The 18,692-nt window shown below is 69.5% G+C and carries 16 protein-coding genes and 1 tRNA gene; 11 read left to right on the top strand and 6 right to left on the bottom strand.

Features of this window, described 5'->3' with window-relative positions:
• The first annotated feature begins 131 nt into the window (after positions 1 to 131).
• From crtY to K9U40_RS04615, 4 genes are read left to right on the top strand one after another with little or no spacing between them, the layout of a single operon-like run.
• Positions 132 to 1,289 carry a lycopene beta-cyclase CrtY gene (crtY, locus tag K9U40_RS04600; RefSeq protein ID WP_282889039.1) on the top strand — a complete coding sequence of 386 codons (1,158 nt, stop codon included), beginning with the start codon at positions 132 to 134 and terminating at the stop codon, positions 1,287 to 1,289.
• Complete coding sequence (locus tag K9U40_RS04605; protein WP_282889040.1) at positions 1,286 to 2,800, top strand: phytoene desaturase; 1,515 nt, start codon at positions 1,286 to 1,288, stop codon at positions 2,798 to 2,800. The genes crtY and K9U40_RS04605 overlap by 4 nt, the downstream gene beginning before the upstream one ends.
• The gene (locus K9U40_RS04610; RefSeq protein ID WP_282889041.1) at positions 2,797 to 3,732 is read left to right on the top strand and encodes a phytoene/squalene synthase family protein; all 936 of its coding nucleotides are present in this window, start codon (positions 2,797 to 2,799) and stop codon (positions 3,730 to 3,732) included. Before K9U40_RS04605 ends, K9U40_RS04610 begins: the two co-directional genes overlap by 4 nt.
• Complete coding sequence (locus K9U40_RS04615; RefSeq protein WP_282889042.1) at positions 3,729 to 4,985, top strand: glycosyltransferase; 1,257 nt, start codon at positions 3,729 to 3,731, stop codon at positions 4,983 to 4,985. Before K9U40_RS04610 ends, K9U40_RS04615 begins: the two co-directional genes overlap by 4 nt.
• An 84-nt stretch (positions 4,986 to 5,069) precedes the next feature.
• Here the strand turns inward: K9U40_RS04615 and K9U40_RS04620 are convergent, their stop codons facing one another.
• The 3 genes from K9U40_RS04620 to pabB are packed head-to-tail and all read right to left on the bottom strand — an operon-like array spanning position 5,070 to position 7,808.
• The gene (locus tag K9U40_RS04620) at positions 5,070 to 5,627 is read right to left on the bottom strand and encodes a GNAT family N-acetyltransferase (RefSeq protein ID WP_282889043.1); all 558 of its coding nucleotides are present in this window, start codon (positions 5,625 to 5,627) and stop codon (positions 5,070 to 5,072) included.
• A 1-nt stretch (position 5,628) separates the two neighbouring features.
• Complete coding sequence (locus K9U40_RS04625) at positions 5,629 to 6,420, bottom strand: aminotransferase class IV (protein WP_282889044.1); 792 nt, start codon at positions 6,418 to 6,420, stop codon at positions 5,629 to 5,631.
• Positions 6,417 to 7,808, bottom strand: coding sequence for an aminodeoxychorismate synthase component I (gene pabB, locus K9U40_RS04630; RefSeq protein WP_282889045.1), 1,392 nt, complete (start codon positions 7,806 to 7,808; stop codon positions 6,417 to 6,419). The genes K9U40_RS04625 and pabB overlap by 4 nt, the downstream gene beginning before the upstream one ends.
• 307 nt (positions 7,809 to 8,115) lie before the next feature.
• On the opposite strand from pabB, the gene K9U40_RS04635 reads away from it, so the two are divergent.
• Together K9U40_RS04635 and K9U40_RS04640 are read left to right on the top strand one after the other, a co-directional pair.
• Positions 8,116 to 8,865 (top strand): AzlC family ABC transporter permease, encoded by a 750-nt coding sequence (locus tag K9U40_RS04635; RefSeq protein WP_282889046.1) that lies wholly within the window; start codon positions 8,116 to 8,118, stop codon positions 8,863 to 8,865.
• Between the two features lie 10 nt (positions 8,866 to 8,875).
• Positions 8,876 to 9,223: an AzlD domain-containing protein gene (locus tag K9U40_RS04640; RefSeq protein ID WP_282889047.1), complete on the top strand. Its 348-nt coding sequence runs from the start codon at positions 8,876 to 8,878 to the stop codon at positions 9,221 to 9,223.
• A 162-nt stretch (positions 9,224 to 9,385) separates the two neighbouring features.
• Here the strand turns inward: K9U40_RS04640 and glnA are convergent, their stop codons facing one another.
• Both glnA and K9U40_RS04650 read right to left on the bottom strand, forming a co-directional pair.
• Entirely contained in the window at positions 9,386 to 10,801 is a 1,416-nt protein-coding gene (gene glnA, locus K9U40_RS04645; RefSeq protein ID WP_282889048.1) for a type I glutamate--ammonia ligase, read from the bottom strand.
• Between the two features lie 46 nt (positions 10,802 to 10,847).
• Positions 10,848 to 11,186 carry a P-II family nitrogen regulator gene (locus K9U40_RS04650; RefSeq protein ID WP_012115561.1) on the bottom strand — a complete coding sequence of 113 codons (339 nt, stop codon included), beginning with the start codon at positions 11,184 to 11,186 and terminating at the stop codon, positions 10,848 to 10,850.
• Between the two features lie 248 nt (positions 11,187 to 11,434).
• On the opposite strand from K9U40_RS04650, the gene K9U40_RS04655 reads away from it, so the two are divergent.
• Positions 11,435 to 12,898: an NAD(P)H-hydrate dehydratase gene (locus K9U40_RS04655; RefSeq protein ID WP_282889049.1), complete on the top strand. Its 1,464-nt coding sequence runs from the start codon at positions 11,435 to 11,437 to the stop codon at positions 12,896 to 12,898.
• Between the two features lie 9 nt (positions 12,899 to 12,907).
• On the opposite strand, the gene K9U40_RS04660 is transcribed toward K9U40_RS04655, so the two are convergent.
• Positions 12,908 to 14,173 (bottom strand): multicopper oxidase family protein, encoded by a 1,266-nt coding sequence (locus K9U40_RS04660; protein WP_282889050.1) that lies wholly within the window; start codon positions 14,171 to 14,173, stop codon positions 12,908 to 12,910.
• Between the two features lie 416 nt (positions 14,174 to 14,589).
• Here K9U40_RS04660 and K9U40_RS04665 point away from each other — a divergent pair.
• The 4 genes from K9U40_RS04665 (at position 14,590) to clpX (ending at position 18,602) form a co-directional block, all read left to right on the top strand.
• Positions 14,590 to 14,674 (top strand) — tRNA-Leu (locus tag K9U40_RS04665).
• A gap of 158 nt (positions 14,675 to 14,832) precedes the next feature.
• On the top strand, positions 14,833 to 16,188 hold the full coding sequence (gene tig, locus K9U40_RS04670) for a trigger factor (RefSeq protein ID WP_282889051.1): 1,356 nt from the start codon (positions 14,833 to 14,835) through the stop codon (positions 16,186 to 16,188).
• Positions 16,189 to 16,273: 85 nt separating this feature from the next.
• Positions 16,274 to 16,909, top strand: a complete 636-nt coding sequence (locus K9U40_RS04675; protein ID WP_282889052.1) for an ATP-dependent Clp protease proteolytic subunit — start codon at positions 16,274 to 16,276, stop codon at positions 16,907 to 16,909.
• Between the two features lie 424 nt (positions 16,910 to 17,333).
• On the top strand, positions 17,334 to 18,602 hold the full coding sequence (clpX, locus tag K9U40_RS04680) for an ATP-dependent Clp protease ATP-binding subunit ClpX (RefSeq protein WP_282889053.1): 1,269 nt from the start codon (positions 17,334 to 17,336) through the stop codon (positions 18,600 to 18,602).
• Positions 18,603 to 18,692: the final 90 nt, after the last annotated feature.

The following is an 18,692-nucleotide window of genomic DNA, read 5'->3' on the forward strand; positions in this document are numbered from 1 at the left end:
CCTTGCACGGGATCCCGGCGCGACGCTCCGGCAGCGCCGGCGCGAGGCCGGAAACGGGGCGGGGGTGACAGGCGACGGCCCGGCGGCTATTGCGCTTCATGGGACCAACGGCAGGAGCGGCGCGAAAGGGCATGGACATCGTCTTCGTCGGCGCCGGTCTTGCCAATTGCCTCATCGCCGCGCGCCTCGCCGCGCAGCGTCCCGGCCTCGACATGCTGCTGCTGGAAGCCGGCGAGAGCGTGGGCGGCAATCACAGCTGGTCCTGCCACGACAGCGATCTCGACGGACCCCAGCGCGCCTTCCTCGCGCCCTTCACCAGCTATCGCTGGGCCGGGCACCAGGTCCATTTCCCCGCGTTTTCCCGCAGCCTGAAGGGCGGCTACGCCACCATTTCCTCCGAGCGCCTCGCCGAGGTGATGAACGAGCGCCTGTGCGCCTCCATCCGCACCGGCGCCCGCGTCGCCCATCTGGCGGCCGACCATGTGGTGCTCGACAGCGGTGAGCGCATAGCCGCCCGCGCGGTGGTGGACGGGCGGGGACCCGTCACCTCGCGCCACCTCGACCTCGGCTTCCAGAAATTCCTCGGGCAGGAGCTGCGCCTCGCCCGGCCCCACGGCCTGACCCGTCCCGTCATCATGGATGCGCGGGTGCAGCAGGTGGATGGCTACCGCTTTGTCTATGTGCTGCCGCTCGACGACGACACGGTGCTGGTGGAAGACACCTATTATGCCGACGGTCCGGACTTGCCCGCCGAGGCCCTGCGCGACCGCATCGCGGCCTATGCCGGAGCGCAGGGCTGGACGCTGGATTATGTGGTGCGGGAGGAGGAGGGCATCCTGCCCATCGCGCTCGGCGGCGACATTGACGCCTTCCTCGCCGAGACCCCGGCCGGCGTCGCGCCGGTGGGGCTGCGGGCGGGCCTGTTCCACCCCACCACCGGCTATTCCCTGCCCGACGCGATGGCGCTGGCCGACACGGTGAGCGCGCTCGCCGACCTCTCCGGCCCCGCGCTGTCGGCGGCCGTGCGCGCCCATGCGGCGACGGCGTGGAACGGGCGCGGCTTCTTCCGCCTGCTCAACCGCATGCTGTTCCGCGCCGCCGATCCGGAGCGACGCTACGCCATCCTCCAGCGCTTCTACGGGCTGTCGGAAGACCTGATCGCCCACTTCTACGCCGACCGCCTGACCCTGGCCGACAAGGCCCGCATCCTTTCGGGCCGCCCGCCCGTATCGGTGTTCAGGGCGCTCTCCTGCCTTGCCGAGACGAAAGCCGCACCCGGTTCCCCATGATGCTCGATGCTATCAAGCCCTTCCGCCGTGCCGCCGTCATCGGGTCCGGCTTCGGCGGGCTCGCCCTCGCCATCCGCCTGCAGGCGGCGGGCGTACCCACCACCGTGTTCGAGCAGCGGGACAAGCCCGGCGGACGCGCCTATGTTTATGAGCAGGACGGCTTCACCTTCGATGGCGGTCCCACCGTCATCACCGATCCCACCTGTCTCGAAGAGGTGTTCGAGGCCGCCGGGCGCAGGCTCGAAGACTATGTGGAGCTGATGCCGGTCTCGCCCTTCTACCGGCTGTTGTGGCCGGACGGGCGGCAGTTCGACTATGTGAACGACCAGGCGTCCCTGGACGCCCAGATTGCCACCTTCGATCCGGCCGACGTGGAAGGCTATCGCCGCTTCCTCGCCTATTCGCAGGCGGTGTTCGAGGAAGGCTATCTCAAGCTCGGCGCGGTGCCCTTCCTCAACTTCTCCAGCATGATGAAGGCCGCGCCCAAGCTGGTGAAGCTGGAAGCCTGGCGCTCGGTCTATGCCATGGTCTCGCGCTTCATCCGCGACGAGCACCTGCGCGAGGCCTTCTCGTTCCATTCCCTGCTGGTGGGGGGCAATCCCTTCTCCACCTCGTCCATCTATGCCCTCATCCATGCGCTGGAGCGCAAATGGGGCGTGTTCTTCCCGCGCGGGGGAACCGGCGCGCTGGTGCGCGGCATGGTCAAGCTGTTCACCGACCTCGGCGGCGAGATCCGCCTGTCCTGCCCGGTGGACGAGATCGTGGTGGAGGGCCAGCGCGCCACCGCCGTGAAGCTCAAGAGCGGCGAGACATTGCCCTTCGACCTCGTCGCCTCCAATGCGGATGTGGTGCACACCTATCGCCACCTGCTGCGCGGGGCGGCGCGCGGGCGCTCGGAAGGGGCGCGGCTGGCGAAGACGCGCCATTCCATGTCCCTGTTCGTCACCTATTTCGGGGCGCGGCGCACCTGGGACCATCTCCAGCACCACACCGTGCTGTTCGGCCCGCGCTATCGCGGCCTGGTGGACGAGATCTTCAAGGGGCCGAACCTGCCCGACGATTTCTCGCTCTATCTCCACGCCCCCACCGTGACCGACAAGTCGCTGGCGCCGGAGGGCTGCACCGCCTTCTACGTGCTCTCCCCGGTGCCGCACCTGGGCAAGGCCGAGATCGACTGGGAGGTGGAAGGCCCGCACTATCGCGACCGCATCCTCGCCCATCTGGAGGAGCGGCTGCTGCCGGGGCTGCGCGATAGCCTCGTCACCTCGCGCATCCTCACCCCGTTCGGCTTCCGCGACGAGCTTTCCGCCCATCTGGGCTCGGCCTTCTCGGTGGAGCCCATCCTCACCCAGTCGGCGTGGTTCCGGCCGCACAACCGGGATGCCAAGATCGCCAATCTCTATTTCGCCGGCGCCGGCACCCATCCGGGGGCGGGCGTGCCGGGGGTGGTGGGCTCGGCCAAGGCCACGGCGGGCCTCATCCTCGCCGATCTGGGCGTGACGCCCAAATGAACGCCCCCGCACCCGACGTCCTCGGCGCCAGCGCGGAGGCCATAAACAAGGGCTCCAAGAGCTTCGCCGTCGCCGCGCGCCTGTTCGGCCCGCGCATGCGGGAAGACGCGGTGATGCTCTACGCCTGGTGCCGCCATTGCGACGACGTGGTGGATGGGCAGGAACTGGGGCACGGCCGGGTTTCCAGCGACGCCTCGCCCGCCGAGCGGCTGGACGGCCTCTATGAGGAGACGCGCAACGCCTATCGCGGCAAGCCCTCCGCCCACCCGGCCTTCGCCGCCTTCGCCGAGGTGGTGAAGCGCAACGACATTCCCGAGCGCTACCCGCTCCAGTTGCTGGAGGGCTTCCGCATGGACGTGGAAGGCCGGCGCTACGACAGCCTCGATGACACGCTGACCTATTGCTACCACGTGGCCGGCGTGGTGGGCGTGATGATGGCCCTCATCATGGGCGCGCGGGACGCGGTGGTGCTGGACCGGGCGAGCGACCTCGGCCTCGGCTTCCAACTCACCAACATCGCCCGCGACGTGATGGAGGATGCCGCCATCGGCCGCATCTACCTGCCCGCTTCCTTCCTCGTCGAGGCCGGCGTGCCGGAGGCCGCCATCGCCGCGCCGGAGCATCGCGCGGCGGTGGCCGGCGTGGTGGCGCGGCTGCTCGACGTGGCCGAGCCCTATTACGATCAGGCCCTCATCGGCATGGCCGCCCTGCCGTTCCGCGCGGCGGCGGCGGTGGGCGCGGCGCGCGGCGTCTACCGCGCCATCGGCGTCGAGGTGCGCAGGCGCGGGCCGAGGGCGTGGGACGCCCGCGTCTCCACCTCCACGGCCCAGAAGGCCGGCTTTCTCGCGGGCGGCCTCGCGCAGGCCCTCGCCACGCGGTTCCAGGGCGCGCCGCCGCCCCGTCCCGCGCATCTGTGGACGCGGCCGGCATGACTCATTTCGCTGTCGTCGCCCCGCCGCTGCCGGGGCATTACAATCCCCTTCTCGTGCTCGCCCGCGAACTCGGCGCGCGGGGCCATCGCGTCACCTTCGTGCACATGGCCGATGCCGCCCGCCTCGTCGCCGGCAAGGGCGCGGAGTTCGCGGCGGTGGGGGAGAAGGACTACCCCGCCGGCGCGCTCGACGCCTATGTGGCGCGCCTCGCCGCGCCCACGGGCCTGTTCGGCCTCATAGGCACGCTGAAGGCCACGGCGGCGCAGACCGACATGCTGTGCCGCGACCTGCCGGGCGTGCTGAAAGCCATCGGCGCGGAGGCGGTGATCGCCGACCAGACCGAGGCGGCGGGAACCCTCGTGGCGCGCCACCTCAGGCTGCCGGTGGTCTCCACCGCCACCGCTTTGCTGCTGAACCGCGAGATCGGCGTACCGCCGCCCTTCGTGCCCTGGCGCTACGATCCGAGCGAGCAGGGCCTCGTCTGGAACAAGGGCGGCTATCAGATCACCGACCTGCTCATGCGGCCCATGCGCCGGGTGCTGGAGCGGCACGGCGCTACGTTCGGGCTCGATCCGTTCGCGGACGGGGGCTTCTCGCCGCTGCTGACGGTGGCGCAGATGCCGAAGGGGCTCGACTTCCCCCGCAAGGAACTGCCCGCGACCTTCCACTACGGCTCGCCCTGGCGCGACGGCGTGGCTGTGCCGCGCCCCGGCGCGCCGCTGCCGGAGGTGGCGGGCATGCCGCTGCTGTTCTGCTCGCTCGGCACGTTGCAGGGCGGGCGGGCCGACCTGTTCCAGAAGGTGGCGTTCGCGGCGCGGGACGTGGGCGCGCGGCTTCTCATCGCCCATGGCGGCCTGCTGTCCGAGGGCGAGGCGGCCGCGCTCTCGCAGCTTGCGGATGTCCAGGCCTTCGTGCCGCAGCAGGAGGTGTTGAAGCGCTGCGCCGCCGCCGTGCTCCATTGCGGCATGAACACGGTGCTGGATGCCCTCGCCGAAGGGGTGCCGCTGGTGGCCGTGCCCATCGCCTTCGAGCAGCCGGCCACTGCCGCGCGCCTTGCCTATGCCGGGGTGGCCGAGGTGGTGCCGGCGGGCCGCGCCAGCCGGATGCGGATTGCGGGCGCGCTCCGGTCCGTGCTGACAGTGCCCGATTATCGCCTTGCCGCCCGCCGCATCGCCGACGAGATGGCGGAAGGCGGCGGAGTGAAGCGGGCGGCCGACCTCATCGAGGAGGCGGTGGCCCGGCCGGCCCCGTGAGGCGGGTCCGTCCAACGCCGCCGACCCCCTTTCCCGCTTGCGGGGGGAGGGCTCCCCGGCGCGACCGGTCGCGCCGGCGCAGTTTCAGGCTGAGACACCGCTGGCGTGTGCTTTGAGCCGATACAGCACCTGCCGGCGCAGAGGATGGCCCACGGGAACGGTCGGCAGGTCGAAATCGCCGCCCGCATCCTGCACCATGGCGAGCCGTTCCATCACCGCCCGCGAGCGGCGATTGGCCGGCACGGTTATGGCGACGACCTCCTTGAGCCCGAGCGTCTCAAACCCAAACCGAAGGGCCGCGCGCGCCGCCTCGGTGGCGTAGCCGCGGCCCCAGAAGGCGGGATCGAACCGCCAGCCGATCTCCACCGCCGGGGTGAAGTGCTCGTCATAGGGCACATGGACGAGGCCGGTATAGCCGGCGAAGTCCGTCACCCCCGGCGCCTCCACCACCCACAGGCCGAAGCCATGGCGGGCGAAATGCGCTTCCGCCCGGTCGGCCACGGCGTCGCTGGCGGCGCGGTCGGGCACCGGCATCAGGAATTGCATGGTGGCGGGGTTGGACTGCATGCGCCACAGGCCGTCGCGGTCGTGTGGCCGCCATGGGCGCAGCACCAGCCGCCCGGTGCGCAGGACAGGCCCCACCTCAAGCTCCCGGGATGCGCGCGCGCAGCTGCTCGGCGACGGTGCGCCCGGGGAGCTCGCGCCCGTCCAGCGCCGCGACGGAGCGCAGGCCCAGCGCCGAGGTGAGGATGATTTCCTCGGCTGTTCTCAGGTCCTCCGGCGTCAGCGGCCGTTCGCCCGCGCCCTCGGCCAGTACCGCGGCGCGCATGATGCCGGGCAGCACGCCTTCCGCCAACGGCGGGGTGACGAGGTCGCCGCCGATCACCGCGAACACATTGGCGATGGAGGTCTCCGCCACGCGCTCCCTGGTGTTGAGCAGCACCGCATCGTCCGCTCCGCGCCGGGCGGCCTCCTGCCGGGCGAGGATGTTGTCGAGATAGTTCAGCGACTTCACCTGCGCCAGCGGCGAGCGCTCGTTGCGGCGGGTGCCCTGCGCGATGACGAGGCGTGCCGGCGCCGCCGGAGCGGGCAGGGCGGCGGCGGTGATAACGAGGGTGGGAGTGGGCTCGGCGGGCGGCAGCACGCCGCGCGGGCCGGTGCCGCGGCTGAGGGTGAGGCGCAGCACGCCCTCCGCAAGCCCGTTCGCCTCCGCAGTGGCGGCGAGGGCGGCGGCGAGGTCGAGGGTCGGCAGGGGCAGGCCCAGCACGCCGGCCCCGGTGGTCAGGCGGGCGAGATGGGCATTAAGCCGCAGCACGGCCCCCGCGCGCACGCGCAGGGTCTCGAACAGGCCGTCGCCCAGGGTGAAGCCCCGGTCGAACGGCGAGATGCGCGCCTCGTCCTCCGCGACGAGGCCGGTGCCGAGCCAGAGCTTCACGATGCTTCCCCCGACAGGGCCCGCAGCATGGGCGAGAGCTTCACGAGGCTCTCCTCATATTCGTCCGCCGGATCGGAATCGGCCACGATGCCGCCGCCCGCCTGCGCGAGCAGCGTGTTCCCGGCCCCGGTGATGGTGCGGATGACGATGGAGGAATCCATGGCCCTGTCGAAGCCGATCCAGGCGACGGAACCGCAATAGACCCCGCGCGGCACCGGTTCCAGCTCGTGGATGATCTCCATGGCCCGGATCTTCGGCGCACCGGTGATGGAGCCGCCGGGAAAGCAGGCCTTGAGCAGGTCCACCGGCCCGAGACCGCCCTTCAGCCGGCCTTCCACCACCGAGACCAGATGATGCACGCTGGCGAAGGTCTCCAGCGCGCATAGCGCCGGCACCTTCACGCTGCCCACCTTGCAAACGCGGGAAAGGTCGTTGCGCAGCAGGTCCACGATCATCAGGTTTTCCGCCCGGTCCTTCTCCGAGGCGAGGAGGGCGGCGGCAAGGCGGGCGTCCTCCTGCGGGTCCGGGCTGCGGCGGCGTGTGCCCTTGATGGGCCGCGTCTCCACCTGTCCGTCCGGGTCGAGGGACAGGAAGCGCTCCGGCGAGGCGCTGAGCACGGCAAGGTCCGGCCCCGCGCGCAGGAAGGCGGCGAAGGGGGACGGGGAGAGCGCGCGCAAGCGGGCGTAGAGGGCAAGGTCGGTGAGGCCCTGCGGCCGCGCCGCGCGCATCTGCTGGGTGAGGTTGGCCTGGAAGATATCGCCGGCGCGGATGTATTCGATCACCCGCGCGATGGAGGCTTCCACCTGCGCGCGCGGCTGCTCCGGCACGAAGCGGCCGGTGAGGGTGAAATCGGGCGCCGGCGCGACGGCGGGGGCGCTCTCCAGCCGGCGGTGGACGACCTCGGCCCGCGCCTTCGCGCGCTCATCGGCGGCAACGCCATGCTCGGGCCGACCGGTGGAGACGATGAAGGCGCGGTGCTCCAGCCGGTCGAAGGCGAGCACCGTGTCATAGAGGCCGAGCACCATTTCCGGAACCGCCGGGTTCGCCGGGCGGGGGGCGGGCAGGCGCTCCAGATGGCGGCCCAGCTCATAGCCCAGATAGCCCATGGCCCCGCCGCGAAACGGCACCGGGGATGGTTCGGCGAGAACTGCATTCTCCGCAAGGGATTGCGCCAGGACGTCGAACGGGTTGCCGGGCACGATCCGCCCGTCCACGCGCACGCCATCGGCGGCGCTGGTGATGACCTGGAACGGATCGGTCCCCAGATAGGACCAGCGCGCCCGCGCGTCGCCCTCTGCGGCGCTGTCGAGGAAGGCGCAATAGGGCGCATCGGCGAAGGCGTGAAAGGCGGCGAACGGGTCGCGGTACGGAATTTCAACGATGAGCACGGCAGGCGACCGATTCGAAACACTGGCCACAAGATGGCGCCCCCGGCCCCCGGGGGCAATGCGCGCGATTGGCCGGAGGGGGCATTGCGGCTTCGCGCGCCAACGCGCTCCCTGCGGCCGGCTCCCGGCGCCCTCGCCCCGTCCTGGGTCGGACGTGAGGCGCGCGCAGCCCTCCCGCCGCTGCATGGCCGCCGTCCTGCGCCTGCGTGAAGGCGCCTTCCCACGATCACGGCATGTGCTATGGCAGCAATCACCGGCCGGCGCGCCTGCGCCCGGCCTTTGAACCTGCGCCCGGAACGAGCCCCGCGTGTCCGCCCCCTCCGCTTCCCATCCCGCGCATCATGCGCCGGCCGTCTGGTTCCTGAAGGGCGTGCGGGCCGGCCTGTCTGTGCCCGCCATCGTGCTGTTCGCGAGCTATCTCGGCTTCGGCGCGGTGCTCCAGAGCGTGGGGTTTCCGCTGGGGGCGGGGCTCGCCTCCACGCTGCTGGTGTGGGCGCTGCCGGCGCAACTGATCCTCATCGGCGGCATCGCGGCGGGGACCGCCCTGCCGGCGCTGGCGCTCGCGGTGGCGCTTTCCTCCATGCGCCTCCTGCCCATGGTGGTGTCGGTGGCGCCCTATCTGCGCGGGCCGCGCCGCAGCCTGTTCTGGGAGCTGGTGTGCGCCCACTACGTGGCCATGACCGTATGGTTGGAAAGCCTGCGCCTCCTGCCCCATCTGCCGGGCGAGGCGCGGCTGCCCTTCACCCTCGGCCTCGGCAACATGCTGATTGCCGTCAGCATGTGCGGCACGGTGGCCGGCTTTCTCGTGGCAGGAGAACTGCCGACGCCGCTGGCGGCGGGCCTGCTGCTGCTGACCCCACTCTCCTTCACCGTACTGATGGTGCGCAATGCCGTCGTCCCGACGGACTGGCTGGCGCTGGCGGCGGGATTCCTGCTCATGCCGGCGACGCTGGGGCTGGATGGCGGCCTCGATCTGATGATCGCCGGCATCGGCGGCGGCAGCTTCGCCTATCTCGCCGGCCGGCTGCTGGAGCGGAGGCGGCGGGGGCGGCCATGAGGGGTCATCCATGACGGGCGCACCCCTGACCGAGGGCGCGGCCCTCCTTATCGTGCTGCTGGTGGGGTTCCTGCCCACCGAGATCTGGCGCTCGCTGGCGGTGCTCGCAGGGCGGCGCGTGGAGGAGGGAAGTCCGGTCTTCCACTGGGTGAAGGCGGTGGCCACCGCGCTTCTGGCCGCCGTGGTGGCGCGGCTGCTGTTCGCGCCCGCCGGGGCGCTTGCCGCCGTGCCCCTGGCGCTCCGGCTTGGGGCGGTGGCGTGCGGCGTCGCCGGCTTCCTCGCCTTCCGGCGCTCGGTGTTCGCCGGCGTACTCGTGGGCGAGATCGTCCTGATCGCAGGGATCGTCCTGTCCCGCTGACACCGGACCGCCCCTTGACCGGCGCCGGGAGGCCTCGCCCCTGCGCCCCGAAGAAAAGAAAGGCGCCCCAAGAAAGAGAAGGCGCCCCGAAGGGCGCCTTGGAGGAAGGTCTCATGAAGACTGGTCGCCGGCCCGGCGTGACGGCCGGGCCGGCGAGGATCGTCAGACCGAGTAGTACATCTCGAACTCGACCGGGTGCGGCGTCATTTCAAAGCGCATCACCTCGGTCATCTTCAGCTCGATGTAGGACTCGATGAAATCCTTCTGGAACACGTCACCCTTGAGCAGGTAGTCGTGGTCCGCGGCGAGTGAGTCCAGCGCCTCGCGCAGCGAGCCGCAGACGGTGGGGATCTGCTTCAGCTCGGCGGGGGGCAGGTCGTACAGGTCCTTGTCCATGGCCTGGCCGGGGTCGATCCGGTTCAGGATGCCGTCCATGCCGGCCATGAACAGGGCCGCGAAGGCGAGGTAGGGGTTCGCGCCGGGATCGGGGAAGCGGACCTCGACGCGCTTGGCCTTCGGATTGTTGGTGTAGGGGATGCGGCAGGACGCCGAGCGGTTGCGGGCCGAATAGGCCAGCAGCACCGGAGCCTCGTAGCCCGGGACCAGGCGCTTGTAGGAGTTGGTCAGCGGGTTGGTGAAGGCGTTCAGCGACTTGGCATGCTTGATGATGCCGCCGATATACCACAGGCAGTAGTCGGACAGGTCGGCATACTTGTCGCCGGCAAAGAGCGGCTTGCCTTCCTTCCAGATGGACTGGTGGACGTGCATGCCGGAGCCGTTGTCGCCGAAGACGGGCTTCGGCATGAAGGTCGCGGTCTTGCCGTAGATGTTGGCGACCTGATGGATGCAGTACTTGTAGACCTGCAGGTGGTCGGCCATGGTCACGAGCGAGCCGAACTTGAGGCCGAGCTCGTGCTGGGCGGAGGCCACCTCGTGGTGATGCTTCTCCACCTTGGCGCCCATCTTGGCCATGGCGGCGAGCATCTCGGAGCGCATGTCCTGCGCCGAATCGACCGGGGGAACCGGGAAGTAGCCGCCCTTGGTCTTCACCCGGTGGCCGAGGTTGCCGCCCTCATATTCGGTGTCGAAATTGGTGGGCAGCTCGATGGAGTCGAGCTTGAAGCCGGTGTTGTACGGGTCCGCCTTGAAGCGCACGTCGTCGAAAATGAAGAACTCGGCCTCGGGGCCGAAATAGACGGCGTCGCCGATCCCGGTGGACTTGGCGTAGGCCTCCGCCTTCTTCGCGATGGAGCGCGGGTCGCGGCCGTAGGGCTGGTTGGTGGTCGGCTCCAGCACGTCGCAGACGATGGAGAGCGTGGTCTCCGCGAAGAAGGGGTCGATGCAGGTCGTGGCCGGATCCGGCATCAGCAGCATGTCGGATTCGTTGATGGCCTTCCAGCCGGCGATGGACGAGCCGTCGAAAGCGGTGCCTTCGGTCAGGAACTCATCGTCGACCATGGAAATGTCGAAGGTAACGTGCTGCCACTTGCCGCGCGGATCGGTGAAGCGCAGATCGACGTATTTCACGTCCTCGCTCTTGATCAGGTCGAGGACGTCCTTGGCCGTCTTGGTTTTCATGGGGGTTTCTACCTTTCTGCTGGCCTGCAGGTTTTTATTGGACGCATCAGATTGCGTCGAGGCCGGATTCGCCGGTGCGGATGCGGATCGCCTCCTCGATGGACGAAACGAAGATCTTTCCATCTCCGATACGCCCGGTCTGGGCCGCGCGGCGAATGGCGTCGACGGCCCGGTCTACCATATCGTCGGAGAGCACGACCTCGATTTTCACCTTCGGCAGGAAATCCACCACATATTCCGCGCCGCGATACAGCTCCGTGTGGCCCTTCTGCCGGCCGAAGCCCTTGGCCTCGGTCACGGTGATGCCTTGCAGTCCCACGTCCTGGAGGGCCTCTTTCACTTCATCGAGCTTGAAGGGCTTGATGATTGCCTCGATCTTCTTCATCCGCTCCGTCTCCCCGTGGCCCGTCCACCGCCGCTGGTCGAGCCGGCAGCTTTTAAGCAGGATGTGTGCCATCCATCGCCTCATGCGCCCATGCGGACCAGTGCGCAAGACAAGGTATGGTGTGCTCATATATTGAGCGTTATGACTTTTAAATGGGCGGATGATGTCTTCGCTGCGTGCGTCTTCTGAGTATCAACTGGGCATATAGGGCAGGGCATTCAGTGTACGCACTTCTTGATCCACAGGAAATGGCGCGGGCGGATCGTTTCGCCGTCGAAATGGGCACGCCGTCCTTTACGTTGATGGAGCGCGCCGGCACCGCGGTCGCCGACGTGGTGGCGCGCTTTCCGCTGCCCACGCGCGTTCTCATCCTGTGCGGGCCGGGAAACAATGGTGGCGACGGCTTCGTCGCGGCGCGGGTGCTGACGCAGCGGGGCTTCCGGGTCCGCGTCGCGCTGCTGGGCGAGCGCGAGCGCCTGACCGGCGATGCGAAGCGCGCCGCCGAGCGCTGGCGCGGCCCGGTGGAGGAGCCCGCCGCCCTCGACCTCACCGAAGCGGGGGTGATCGTGGACGCCCTGTTCGGCGCCGGGCTCGCCCGCGACCTCGACGGGGCGGCGAAGGCGCTGGTGGAGCGCGTGGCCGCCTCCGGCCGGCCGGTGATCGCCGTGGATCTGCCCTCCGGCCTCGACGGGTCCACCGGCAAGGTTCGCGGCGCCGCGGCCCCGGCGCAGGAGACGGTGACCTTCTTCCGCCGCAAGCCCGGCCATCTGCTGGAGCCGGGGCGCAGCCTGTGCGGCCGGGTCCGCGTGGCGGATATCGGCATTCCAGACGCGGCGCTGGACCTCATCCGCCCCGCCGCCTTCGTGAACATGCCGGACCTCTGGCGCGCGGCCTTTCCTTTGCCGGCGGCGTCTGGCCACAAATACAGCCGGGGCCATGCGGTGGTGGTGAGCGGCGGCGCCTGGACCTGCGGCGCCGCCCGCCTGTCCGCCCGCGGCGCGCTGCGGGCCGGGGCCGGGCTGGTGACGGTGGCGCTGCCGCCGGATGCTCTGCCGCTCCACGCCGCCTCCTACGCCGCCATCATGCCGCGCCCCACGGCCGGCGACGCGGACCTTGCCGCGCTGCTGGCCGACCGTCGGCTCGGCACCGTTGTGCTGGGTCCCGGCCTCGGCACCGGGGCCGGGACCCGGGCGAAGGTGGATATCGCGGCGCCGGGTCGGCGCCTCGTGCTCGATGCCGACGCGCTCACCTCCTATGCGGGCGTGCCGTGGGCGCTTGCGGACGTGGCGGCGCGCGCGGCCGGCCTCGTCGTCACGCCCCATGAGGGTGAGTTCGCCCGCCTGTTCGCCGGTGACCGAGAGGTGATGGATGCGCCCTCCAAGCTGGCGCGCACCCGCGCCGCGGCCGTCCGCCTCAAGGCGGTGGTGGTGCTGAAGGGGGCGGACACGGTGGTCGCGGCCCCGGACGGGCGCGCCGCCATCGCCGAGAATGCGCCGGCCTGGCTCGCCACCGCCGGCGCCGGCGACGTGCTGGCCGGCATCGCGGGGGGGCTGCTGGCGCAGGGCATGCCGCCGTTCGAGGCGGCGTGCGCCGCCGTGTGGCTGCACGGGGAAGCCGCCCATGTCGCCGGGCCGGGCCTGGTGGCCGACGACTTGCCGGAGGCGCTGCGGGAGGTCTACCGCCGGCTCTACGAGTTGTTCGGGGCGCGCTGAGGGACGGCCTCAGGCCATCACCTCATAGGTCCGCGAGAGCACCACCTCGCCGTCGCCGCCACGCTGGCCGACGATGGGCCACGTTCCCGGCGACCCGGCGAGGAACGCCACCCGCGCTGTGGACTTGGCCGGCACGGGAACGGTATCATGCCACCAGGGCCGCCAGCCGTCATAGACATTGTCGAGCAGGCGCACGGGATGGCCGGCAATATAGACGGCGACCGGCGCGTCGAGGCTGTTGGTCAGCGTCAGCACGACGCTCCGGCCGGTCTTGATGGTGCCGATGGAGGCCGGCCCGGCCGCCTTGTCGCCGATGGGCAGCTCGAAGCGCACGGCATCCTTCAGCGGGATCTCCGCGGGCAGGTCGTTGCCCGGCAGCGGCGCCGGCGGGCCAGAGGGCGGGGTGCCGGCCGGCCCGACCGGGGTCACAACCGCAAGCCGGATCGGGTCCTGCGTGGTCTCGATCTCGATGATGCTGGCGTCGGCGTCGTCCAGCGTCGCGGCCATGTCCACCCGGCCGCCGGGGGGGATCACGATCCGCCCTTCCTTGAACTCGAAGGGCTCCGTCACCGGCTGGCCGTCCACCGCGAGGGCGTAGCATGCCGGCCCGCGCACGCGCAGGCGCAGGAACAGCGGCGTGGCGTTCACGAGGCGCAGCCGGGCCCGCCCGCTCGCCGGGCCCTGGAACGTGGGCGAAATGGCGCCGTTGACCGGAAAGATCGGCACGCCGCTTTCCGGCGGGAAGGACTGGATGAACAGCAGGTGGTCGAAGGCATAGGCGGGCGCGCCGGCCTCCTCCACCACCAGCGCGCCGCTGAGCGCGCGGCGGGCAAGGGTCGGCGAGGTTGCGTGATACCAGAACGTGCCGGCATCCGGGGGTGTGAGCCGCAGGCTGGCGCTCTTGCCCGGGGCGACGGCGGCGAGGGCCGGCGCGCCGGCGGGCAGGCGCACGCCCTGCCAGCTGAGGGCCACGCTCTCCCTGAGGGTGTTGGCGAGGTCGACAGTCAGCGTGCCGCCCTTCTTCACCCGCAGGACCGGGCCGGGCAGGCCGCCGTTGAACAATGCGAGGGTGCCTTGGCCAGCGAGTTCTGGCCGGCTGCCCTCGGCAGCGGTGAGCGCCACCTGGACGGCTGGCTGGCCGTTCGCCGGGGTCGCGGCCAAGGCGGCCCCGTGCGGCTGAGCGAGAACCGTGCCGAGCGCGCCCGCCGCGCCGGACAGGGAGAGGGCTGCGGCACCCTTGAGCACGGTGCGTCGGGAGGGAATCGGCGTGGTCACGCGGCGTCTCCTGGCAGGGTGCGTGGACCATCATACGGGGCTGAAAAAAGGGCAAGCGGCTTTCCACCGCCTGTTGTCGCCATCGACAGGGACGCCTGCGCGCCGCGCGCCGGCCCGATGGCGGGCAAGGGGCCCGCCGGCGGGCTGCCGGACCGGGCCGGCAAGCCGGCTGGCGGGGCCGGGGCGTGCCATTTTCTTGCTGCATGCGCGCGCCGTCATGATATAAGCCGCGACCCGATCCATGCGTGCACAGGCGTGCGCGTGCGGTCGGATCTCTATGGTGCGCGTCCCGGATTGGGCGTTCCCGTGCGCTGGCGTTTCCGCGAAGGGGCGTTTGCGTGGCGGAGTGCTTCGGGGGCGTCGTCCGCCGCCCGGAAGGGCGCTGCGGATGGTGAGCCCGGCGGTGGAAGCCCCCTGCGGGCGTGGCGGAACTGGTAGACGCGCGGGATTTAGGTTCCCGTGACGCAAGTCGTGGGGGTTCGAAACCCTCCGCCCGCACCACGTTTCCGGTTCGCCGGCCGCCACGGAGGTTCGTGTGCCGAGGGGTGCGGGACGAGCGCCGTGCGGCCTCGGGCGGACCACGCCCGTGGAGCTGCGGCGGCGAAACCGGTTTTGGACGTTTTCCGCGCCATGCGCGATGAGGATGTGAAGGCAAGACGATGCAGGTGACCGAGACGGGGGCCGATGGCCTCAAGCGCGCGTTCCGTGTGGTGGTGTCCGCCGCCGACCTCGACGCCAAGGCCGATGCCAAGCTGGCCGAGCTCAAGGGCCAGGTGAAGCTCAACGGCTTCCGCCCCGGCAAGGTGCCCGTGGCGCACCTGAAGCGCGTCTACGGCAAGACCGTCATGTCCGAGGTAATCGAGCAGACGGTCAACGAGACCAACGGCAAGATTGTCGAGGAGCACGGCTTCAAGCTCGCGCTCCAGCCCAAGGTGAAGGCGCCGGAGGAAGATCCCCAGTTCCAGGGCCTGCTCGACGGCGGCCGGGACCTTGCCTACGACCTCGAGATCGAGATCCTGCCCAAGATCGAGCTGGGCAACTTCAAGGACATCTCGGTCGAGAAGCTGGTGGTCGAGGTGAGCGACGCGGAGGTGGACGAGACCATCCAGCGCATCGCCGACGCCAACCGCCCCTTCTCCACCAAGGAGGGCGCCGCCGAGAACGGTGACCGCCTCACCATCGACTTCACCGGCTATGTGGACGGCGAGAAGTTCCCCGGCGGCGAGGGCCAGGACATCGACGTCCTGCTGGGCTCCAAGGGCTTCATCCCCGGCTTCGAGGAGCAGCTGGTCGGCGCCACCGCCGGCGAGAGCCGCACCCTCTCCGTGACCTTCCCGGAGGGCTATGCCGCCAAGGAACTCGCGGGCAAGGCCGCCACCTTCGAGGTGACGGTGAAGTCGGTGGACGCGCCCGGCGCCGTCGCGCTGGACGACGAGTTCGCCAAGACCCTCGGTCAGGAGAGCCTGGAGAAGCTCAAGGAGACGGTGCGCGGCCGCATCGCCCAGGAGCATGCCGGCGCCGCCCGCCAGAAGGTGAAGCGCGCTTTGCTCGACGCCCTCGACGCCACCCACCGGTTCGCGGTGCCGGAAGGCCTCGTGGACCAGGAGTTCTTCGGCGTGTGGAGCCGGGTGCAGGAAGACCTCGCCGCCCAGAACCGCACCTTCGCCGACGAGGGCACCTCCGAGGAGGAAGCCCGCGCGGATTACCGCCGCATCGCCGAGCGCCGTGTCCGCCTCGGCCTGGTGCTTGCGGAAATCGGTGAGCGCAACAATATCCAGGTTTCCGACGACGAGGTCACTCGCGCGGTGGTGGAACGGGCCCGCCAGTTCCCCGGCCAGGAGCAGCAGGTGTGGGAATATTATCGCCGCAACCCTGAAGCCCTGGCATCCGTGCGCGCACCCCTGTTCGAGGAGAAGGTCGTTGATTTCCTCCTGGAGCTCGCCAACGTGACCGAGAAGACGGTCACCAAGGAAGAGCTGTACAAGGAGGAAGAGGACGACGAGAAGGCGGCCTGAGGGCCAAAGGCCGCCTTCGTCCTGCGACGATATTGCGCGGCACGCCCCTCGGGGCGTGCCTTCGCCCGCGCCCCGAGGACTGACGATGCGTGATCCTGTCGATACTTATATGAATTACCTCATCCCCATGGTGGTCGAGCAGACCAACCGTGGCGAGCGGTCCTACGACATCTTTTCCCGTCTCCTGAAGGAGCGCATCCTGTTCCTCACCGGCCCGGTGGAGGACGGCATGGCGACCCTTGCGGTGGCGCAGCTGCTGTTCCTCGAGGCGGACAATCCGAAGAAGGAAATCTCGATGTACATCAACTCCCCCGGGGGAGTGGTGACGTCGGGCCTCGCCATCTACGACACCATGCAGTTCATCAAGCCTGCGGTGTCCACCCTCTGCATCGGCCAGGCGGCCTCCATGGGCTCGCTGCTTCTGACCGCGGGCGAGAAGGACATGCGCTTCGCCCTGCCGAACGCCCGAATCATGGTCCACCAGCCGTCGGGCGGCTTCCAGGGCCAGGTCACGGACATCATGCTGCACGCGCAGGAGATCCTGAACCTGAAGCGCCGACTCAATGAAATCTATGTGAAGCACACCGGCCGCTCGATGGAGAAGATCGAGGATGCGCTGGAGCGCGACAACTTCATGACCGCTAAGGCGGCTCTGGACTTCGGTCTCATCGACTCCGTGATCGACAAGCGACCCACGGACGAGACGTCCAAGGTGGCGTGATCGGACGCGGCTCGGGGGGCGTTCTCGAAAATCCCCCCCTTGCGTGCGGTGCAAGATCGCGCTTGCATGTCGTTAAGCCGGCATCGGATGCCGCGTTGTCGGCCCCCGCTCCCCCAAGGGCGGGGGCCGACGCGTCTGAGGGCGCTGCTTCGGGGTCTTCACCTTTCGGCAGCACCCTCGGTATCACGATGGCGGCGGACGGCGCGATGAGGGCGTGGCGGTCCGGATGGTCGTTTTTCCGGCAAGCCGTCACCTGGGGAATGTCGCTTCCCCGCCTTGATCGTGTCGCCTCGGGGTGGTTGGCTCTCATGAACCGATCACCGTTTCGGGATTGGCTGGAAATTTGCATGGGCCAATCCCCATATGTGACGCTAGCGTGATGGGCGCGTTTCGTGTCCGGATCGGTAGATGGTAGGAGACGAAGATGAGCAAGACCGGCGGCAGCGACAGCAAGAACACGCTTTATTGCTCGTTCTGCGGCAAGAGCCAGCATGAGGTCAGGAAGCTCATCGCCGGACCGACTGTGTTCATCTGCGACGAATGCGTCGAGTTGTGCATGGACATCATCCGGGAAGAGTCCAAGTCCTCTCTGGTGAAGTCGCGGGATGGCATCCCGACCCCGAAGGAGATCCGCAAGGTCCTCGATGACTATGTCATCGGCCAGGACCACGCGAAGAAGGTCCTCTCGGTGGCCGTGCACAACCACTACAAGCGCCTCAACCACGCCACCAAGCACGGCGACGTGGAGCTCGCGAAGTCCAACATCCTGCTGATCGGGCCCACCGGCTCCGGCAAGACGCTGCTCGCGCAGACCCTGGCGCGCATCCTTGATGTGCCCTTCACCATGGCCGACGCCACCACGCTGACCGAAGCCGGCTACGTGGGCGAGGACGTGGAGAACATCATCCTCAAGCTGCTCCAGGCCGCCGACTACAATGTCGAGCGGGCGCAGCGCGGCATCGTCTACATCGACGAGATCGACAAGATCAGTCGCAAATCCGACAATCCCTCCATCACCCGCGACGTGTCGGGCGAGGGCGTGCAGCAGGCGCTGCTGAAGATCATGGAAGGCACGGTGGCCTCCGTTCCTCCGCAGGGCGGTCGCAAGCATCCCCAGCAGGAATTCCTGCAGGTGGACACCACCAACATCTTGTTCATCTGCGGCGGCGCCTTCGCCGGCCTCGACAAGATCATCTCCTCGCGCTCGAAGGGGTCCACCTCCATCGGCTTCTCCGCCAAGGTGGCCCCGCCGGAGGATCGCCGCCCCGGCGAGGTGTTCCGCGAGGTGGAGCCCGAGGATCTGCTGAAGTACGGCCTCATCCCCGAGTTCATCGGCCGCCTGCCGGTTTTGGCGACGCTGGGTGACCTCGACGAGGAGGCGCTGAAGAAGATCCTCTCCGAGCCGAAGAACGCGCTGGTGAAGCAGTACCAGCGTCTGTTCGAGATGGAGAATGTGGACCTCACCATCCACGAGGAGGCCCTCGGCGCCATCGCCCGCAAGGCGATCGAGCGCAAGACCGGTGCCCGTGGCCTGAGGTCCATCATGGAAGGCATTCTGCTGGACACCATGTTCGACCTCCCCGGCCTCGAAGGGGTGGAAGAGGTGGTGATCTCTCGGGAGGTCGTCGAACAGAATGCGCGTCCGCTCTATATTTACGCGGACCGTGTCGGCGACGCCGGCGCCAGTGCGTGACGGCGTCCGCCCCACACCTCGCCCCCTGCCTTATGGCACGGGGGGAGGCGGGGGTTTGGTCCACAGCCCGGACCAGAAAGGGGGGATGAC

Origin of the sequence: Xanthobacter autotrophicus (assembly GCF_030015065.1) — a bacterium.
In the GTDB taxonomy this organism is placed as follows: Bacteria; Pseudomonadota; Alphaproteobacteria; order Rhizobiales; family Xanthobacteraceae; genus Xanthobacter; species Xanthobacter autotrophicus_D.